7 protein-coding genes are annotated in these 6,333 nt (G+C 72.7%); 3 read left to right on the top strand and 4 right to left on the bottom strand.

Going from position 1 to position 6,333, the window contains the following annotated elements; translation table 11 throughout:
- Together AB0C29_RS28195 and AB0C29_RS28190 are read right to left on the bottom strand one after the other, a co-directional pair.
- On the bottom strand, nt 1-2,370 hold a 2,370-nt coding region (locus AB0C29_RS28195; RefSeq protein WP_360826106.1), incomplete at its 3' end, for a GH92 family glycosyl hydrolase.
- Nucleotides 2,371-2,477: 107 nt separating this feature from the next.
- Nucleotides 2,478-2,981 carry a hypothetical protein gene (locus AB0C29_RS28190; protein ID WP_360826103.1) on the bottom strand — a complete coding sequence of 168 codons (504 nt, stop codon included), beginning with the start codon at nt 2,979-2,981 and terminating at the stop codon, nt 2,478-2,480.
- Between the two features lie 73 nt (nt 2,982-3,054).
- On the opposite strand from AB0C29_RS28190, the gene AB0C29_RS28185 reads away from it, so the two are divergent.
- Both AB0C29_RS28185 and AB0C29_RS28180 read left to right on the top strand, forming a co-directional pair.
- Nucleotides 3,055-3,654 (top strand): hypothetical protein, encoded by a 600-nt coding sequence (locus AB0C29_RS28185; RefSeq protein ID WP_360826101.1) that lies wholly within the window; start codon nt 3,055-3,057, stop codon nt 3,652-3,654.
- Complete coding sequence (locus AB0C29_RS28180; protein WP_360826098.1) at nt 3,651-4,046, top strand: glyoxalase superfamily protein; 396 nt, start codon at nt 3,651-3,653, stop codon at nt 4,044-4,046. The genes AB0C29_RS28185 and AB0C29_RS28180 overlap by 4 nt, the downstream gene beginning before the upstream one ends.
- 3 nt (nt 4,047-4,049) lie before the next feature.
- Here AB0C29_RS28180 and AB0C29_RS28175 read toward each other — a convergent pair whose 3' ends face one another.
- Both AB0C29_RS28175 and AB0C29_RS28170 read right to left on the bottom strand, forming a co-directional pair.
- Nucleotides 4,050-4,667 carry a DNA-3-methyladenine glycosylase gene (locus AB0C29_RS28175; protein WP_360826095.1) on the bottom strand — a complete coding sequence of 206 codons (618 nt, stop codon included), beginning with the start codon at nt 4,665-4,667 and terminating at the stop codon, nt 4,050-4,052.
- A gap of 10 nt (nt 4,668-4,677) precedes the next feature.
- Entirely contained in the window at nt 4,678-5,784 is a 1,107-nt protein-coding gene (locus AB0C29_RS28170; RefSeq protein WP_360826092.1) for a citrate synthase 2, read from the bottom strand.
- Nucleotides 5,785-5,851: 67 nt separating this feature from the next.
- Here AB0C29_RS28170 and AB0C29_RS28165 point away from each other — a divergent pair.
- The coding region (locus AB0C29_RS28165) for a citrate synthase (RefSeq protein WP_360826089.1) at nt 5,852-6,333 on the top strand (482 nt) is incomplete at its 3' end.

The raw sequence follows: 6,333 nt of genomic DNA, 5'->3' as shown, positions 1-6,333 counted from the left end.
CGATATCCCCTTCCAGTAGCCCTTCAGCTCGCCGTCGCCCGCCTTGGCGGGGGCCTCGCTCGCGGCGCAGGCCGCCGAGCCGGTCACCGGCCGGCCCAGGGCCAGGTTCGCCCCGAGATCCGGTTCCGCCGGCGGCTGGGTCGCCCCGGCGGCAAAGCTCGGCGGTACGTCCGCAGCGCCCGTACCCCAGCTCGACGGACTGCCGCCCATGGCGAAGGTGACCGTCCCGCCGTCCGCGATGTCGCCGTAGCGCAGGTAGTTGTGGCTGGTCGTGCTCCCGTCGACGGCCAGCGACTGCACGTACCGGTTGGCCGCGCTGCCGCCGGTGATGGTGATGTCGCCCGGGCCGCGCCGGATCAGCACGTTCGGGAACAGCGCACCGTGCGCGGCGAGGGTGTCCGCGCCCGGCGTGACCGGGTAGAGGCCCAGCGCCGACCAGACGTACCAGGCCGAGGTCGCACCCAGGTCGTCGTTGCCCGGCAGGCCGCCGGCGCCGGTGGTGAACGAATCGGCCATCACCCGCCGGACCGCGTCACTCGTGCCGGCCGGCTTGCGGGCGGCGTTGTACGTCCACGGCACGTTGTGCTCGGGCTCGTTGCCGATGTAGAAGTACGGCCGGCTCAGCCCGCCGTTGAGCTCGGTGAAGTGGTGGTCGAGGCGTTGCACCGCGGTGCCGGGGCCGCCCATCAGGGTGATCAGCGCACCCATGTTGTGCGGGACCATCCAGGTGTACTGGGCGGCGTTGCCCTCCACGTACGGGCTCTCCTGGGCCGGGTTCAGGTTCGCCGACCAGCCCCCGCCGCCGTCGCGGGTGTGCAGATAGGACGACTCGCCGTTGAACAGGCTGCGCCAGTACTGCGAGCGGGCCGCGTACGTGTCGCGCCCGGCGCTGTCACCGAGCGCGCCGGCGAACTGGGCGATCGCGAAGTCGCTGGCCGCGTACTCCAGGGTCTCCGAGGGGTTGCCCGGGATGAAGCGGTTGGCCTGATAGGTGGCCTGGTTGCCGCGCAGCACCACGCCCTGGGTCGAGCCGCCGCTGCCGCTCTTCTTCATCAGCGCCAGCGCCGCCGCCGTGTCGAAGCCGCGCACGCCGAACGCGTACGCGCTGGCCACGATGATCGGGCCGGGATCGCCGGGCATGACGAAGTCCTCGACGGTCTGGTGCGACCACTTCGGCAGCAGTCCGCCCTGCTGGCCGTCGAGCACCATGGACTTGACGATGTCGGTCATCACGTCCGGGGCGATCAGGGCGACCAGCGCCGCCCACGAGCGGTAGATGTCCCACCCGGAGTAGTTCTGGTAGACGGGGTGGCTCGCCGTGTGCACCGCGTTGTCGAAGCCGCGGTACTCGCCGTTGGTGTCGCTGGACAGGTTCGGGTTCTGCAGCACGTGGTAGAGCGCGGTGTAGAACTTCTGCAGGTCGGTGGTGGCGCCGCCGGTCACCTGCACGCGGTTCAGGGCTGTGTTCCAGGCGGCGTCGGCGTTGGCGCGCACGGTGGCGAAGGGCGCCGCCTCGGCGGTGGCGTTGTTCTGCGCGTTGGCCACACTGACGAAGGAGATGCCGACGGTGGCGTTGACGACCGCGTTCGCCGTGGTGTCGAAGGTGACGTAGCCGCCGGTGCTGGTGCCGCTGGTGGTCGACGATCCGGCGGTCACCGTGGCGCCCTTGAAGGTGCCGAAGCCGGTGGGCGTGCGGTCGAACTGGATCGAGTAGTACATCTTGAACGTCTTGCCGCCGCAGAAGCCGCCGGCCGTGTGCTCACCCCAGACCCGGTTGCCGGTGATCGTCACGTTGCCGTCGCGGTCGCCGGTGGCCGAGCGGCTGGCGTTGATCAGCACCCGGGCCGTGGTGCTGGCGGGGTAGGTGAGCTTGAGTGCGCCGGTGCGCTTGGTCGCGCTGAGCTCCGCGTCCACGCCGTACTTGTCGAGGCGGTTGCGGTAGTAGCCGGGCTCGGCGCTCTCGTTGCTCTTGGTGTAGGCGGACGCGTAGCTGGTCCAGCTGGAACCGGGGGAGGCGCCGAGCGCGCCGGTGACCGGCAGGATCGGGATGTCCTCGTTGTTGGGACAGCCGGCCCCGTTGAAGTGGGTGAGGCTGAACGACTCGACGGTGCGGTCCCGGTCGCGGTAGCCCGACGGTGAGGCGGTGGGGGTGTCCGGGCTGAACTGCACCATCCCGAACGGCACGGTGGCGCCGGGGAAGGTGCTGCCGCCGGCGCCGCCGCCGACCGGGTTGGGGGAGTTGCTGTCGTCGCTGCCGACGAACGGATTGACGTACTGGGTGAGGTCGGGATCGGCGGCTGCTTGCGCGGCCGACGGGACCGAGAGGGCCGCGGCGACGAGGATGACCGCCGTGGCGAGGGTACGGAGCATGGGGGAGCCGTCCCTTCGTGGTGACAACGATGTCAAATCGCGTGCCTCATAGAAGCATGCAGATATAACCAGTTGTCAATACGCGGGACGGCGCCGGTCTCGACGCCTCAGCTCGCCGCCGTCTGCCGCTCGCCGGTGCGGGCTGTGCGGCGTACCCGCAGCAGTGACGCGGCGGCCAGCGCGGTGCCGCCGGTCCCGACCCCGCCGAGCACCCCGAGCGCGAACCGCTGCTGGTGATCGACCTGGCGTTGCGCGGCGGCGCTGTCCCCGGCCGGGATCTCTTGGCTCATCCCGGCGATGGCACTGATCCCGGCCAGCCAGAACGCGAAGAACACCAGCCCGGTGAGGGTGAGCCCCCAGCGCGGCAACTCGGGCGGCGACCACACCGACCGCACCCACCCGCTCTGCGGCTGCCGGCCCCGCACGATCCGCCGGTTGGTGAGGACCCCGGCGGTGAACCCCGGCAGCACGAGCACCCCGGCGACCACCACGGCCACGCTGGTCGACACGAGCCGGTCCCCGCCGAGCAGGGCGCCGATGAGCACGCCGGCCCAGCCGACGCCGGCCACACACATGACGTCGAGCAGCAGCAACATCCGACGCGAGATCACCACCGGGAACGCTAACGGCCGGGCCGCCCGCCGGGGGGCGGATCGCGCTTATTCCACCGGGTACGGTGCTGCCGTGCGAAGAGCCGGAGCCGTGCTGGGCCGATCGGGCGTGTACCTGCTGGTCTTTCTGGTGGTGGCCGCGCTCGACTCGGTGGTCGCCACCACGTGGGTGCGCCCCGACCTGGTCCCGGTGGTGGGAACCCTGGTGTGGGCGGTGAGCCCCATCGTCTTCTACGTCGCCCGGCCGTGGCCGTACGTCAACGCCCGGGCGGTCTGGCTCCTGGTCGCCTGGTTGCTCAGCGCTCTGCTGATGTTCCTGGCCGCGGCTGCCTTCTGGGCTGTGGTCCTGGACATGCGCGGGGTGCGGACCGTCGGCACTGTGGCCGAGGTGCACCGCAGCAGCCGCGGTCCCGCCACCTACACGCTCCGGCGCGCCGGTGAGCCGGTCGCCGGCCGGCTGGGGTCCTGGCCCGAGGACCGGCCGGCGGCCGAACTCGGCGACGCGGTCATCGTGGTGCTCGATCCGGGCGGGCTCGTCGACCCCCGGCTGCCGGCCGAGGTGCCGACCGGCGGGGAGGCTCTCGCAGCCCTGGCGGTGGCCGCGCTCATCGTCGCCGGGCCGTGCATCGGCGCGGCCCGGGCGCACATCCGGGAGAAGGAGGAGGCGTTGTGACCACCAGCGGAGGGCCGGCCCGGCCGGAGATCGCGCCCGGCGTGCCGGTGCTGCGGGTGATGTCGGTCGAGGTGGCCTTGCGGTTCTACATCGGGTACCTCGGCTTCGCCGTGGACTGGCGGCACCAGTTCGAACCCGGGATGCCGTGGTACGTGCAGGTCTCGAGGTCCGAGGCCGTGCTGCACCTGTCCGAGCACCGCGGCGACGGCAGCCCGCACGGCGTCGTCTGGTTCCCCGTCGCCGACGTCCACGCGCTGCGCGACGAGCTGCTGTCCCGTCCGGAGGCGGCCCAGCCCCCGGGCGTCGACGTGGACGCGCCGGGCGGACCGACGATGCAGCTGATCGACCCGTACGGCAACCTGCTGCGGTTCGCCCAGCCGGAGCGGAACTGACCGTCAGCTCCGGGTGCGCTGCCGGGGCGTGTGCCGGCGGTAGCCGCTCACCGTGGGATCGCCTTTGATCCAGAACCGCCACGGCACGTCGTGCGCGGAGGTGACCCCGACCCGAGGACCCGCGACCACCTCGGCCGCCGGCACCGGCTCGACCGGCGGGGTCAGGGTCGCGGGACCGGTGCCGTCCACGACCGACGTCGCGTTGGCCCGCCGGTCGAGGGCCAGCACCTGCATCAGCTTGGCGGGCCCGGCGGCCAGATCGCGGTCGTGCTTGGCGGCCGGGCGCCGGGACCGGGCGGTCTCCAGCCCGTCGACGACCTCCCCGGCCCGCAGCAGTACGGCGGAAGCGACCCCCTCCTCGCCGCAGACCACGTTGGCGCAGAAGTGCATGCCGTAGATCTGGTAGACGTACAGCATCCCGGCCGGGCCGAACATCACCTCGTTGCGCGCGGTCATGCCCCGGTGGGCGTGGCTGGCCGGGTCCTGGCCGAGGCCGCTGTAGGCCTCGACCTCGGTGAGCCGGGCGGTGACCCCGTTGGCGGTGAGCCGCCATCCGAGCAGCTCCCGCGCCGCCCGGTCCACGTCCGCCGCGGGGATCCGCAGCCAGGAGTAGTCGTTCACCCGCCAGACGCTAGCGGGTGGCGCCGAGACGCTCCCAGCCGGCGAGGGCGGACGGCTCCCGGCCGGTCTCGCCGACGTAGTCCGCGGACGGCCGGATGATCTTGCCGAGGTGTTTCTGCTCGATGATGTGCGCGCTCCAGCCGGCCGTCCGGGCGCACGCGAACAGCGGCGTGAACAGCTCGGCCGGTACGCCGGCGAAGTCGAGCACGATCGCCGCCCAGTACTCGACGTTCGTCTCCAGCACCCGGTCCGGTTTGCGCTCGCGCAGCTCGGCCAGCGCGGCCTCCTCCAGGGCGAGCGCGACCTCGTACCGGGGCGCCCCCAGCTCCCGGGCGGCCGCACGCAGGATGCGGGCCCGGGGGTCCTCGGCCCGGTAGACCGCGTGCCCGAAGCCCATCAGGCGTTTCCCGCTGTCCAGCACCCCCTTGACGTAGCCGCGGGGGTCGCCGCTCTTTTCCACGGCCTCGACCATGCCCAGCGCCCGCGACGGGGCCCCGCCGTGCAGCGGCCCCGACAGCGAGGCGACCGCCGCGGACAGGCAGGCGGCCACGTCGGCCCCGGTGCTGGCGACGACGCGCGCCGTGAAGGTCGAGGCGTTCATCCCGTGCTCCGCCGCGCAGACCCAGTACCGGTCGACGGCCTCGACCCGGCGCGGGTCCGCCTCGCCCTGCCACCGGATCATGAACTGCTCGGCGGCGCTACGGCCCGCGTCGACCTGCTTCTGGGGCACCGCGGGCAGGTCGGGACCGCGGGCGGCCTGCGCCACGAACGACAGCATCGTGGCCGACGCGAGGGCGAGGTCATCACGCGCCCGGTCGTCGTCGATGTCGATGAGGGGCTGTAGCCCGTGCCGGGCGGCCACCATGGCGGTCGCCGCCTGCAGGTCCACCCGCAGGTTGCCGGAACGGACCGGGAGGGCGAAGGGTTCCGCGGCGGGCAGCGGCCGGGCGAAGTCGCCGTCGACCAGCAGGCCCCACACGTCGGCGAAGCCCGCCCGCCCGACCAGCGTCTCGATGTCGACCCCGCGGTAGCGCAGGGAGCCGCCGGTGCGGTCGGGTTCGGCGATGCGGGTGTCGAACGCGACGACGTCGGCCAGTCCAGGTTTCACGGTCAGCATCGTCTCAATGTCGGCGCCACCGATCCGCATGTCAACATTGATCCAGTCAACATGAGAAGATGACCACATGGGCGGAGACCGGCTGCTGACGACCGAAGAAGTGGCGCGCCGGCTCGGCGTCAAAAAGGCGACGGTCTACGCGTACGTGAGCCGGGGCCTCCTCGGCAGTCACCGCAACGCGGACGGCAAGGAGAGCCTGTTCGCCGAGCCCGAGGTCACGGCGTTCGCCGCCCGGCGCCGGCGTCCGGCGGCCGCGCCGGACGCCCCGGCGATCCACACCGGCATCACCCTGATCACCGGCGACGACCTCTTCTACCGCGGCCACCGCGCCGGCGAGCTCGCGACCACGACGTCTTTCGAGTCGGTGGCCACCCTGCTGTGGACCGGGCGGCTGGAGCACGTCCCGATGGAGCCCGACCCCGAGCTGCTCGCGCTGGCCGAGGCCGTGACGGCGCCGCTGCCGGCGAACGCGCGGGCGGCCGACCGGCTCCGGGTGACGGTCGCCGCGATCGCCGCCGCGGACCGGTTGCGCTTCCCCCCAACGGCAAC

It is taken from the genome of Actinoplanes sp. NPDC048791, assembly GCF_040650095.1.
GTDB lineage: Bacteria > Actinomycetota > Actinomycetes > Mycobacteriales > Micromonosporaceae > Actinoplanes.
Note: the sequence above shows the minus strand (reverse complement) of the source record. Positions and strands in the feature narration are given on the sequence as shown.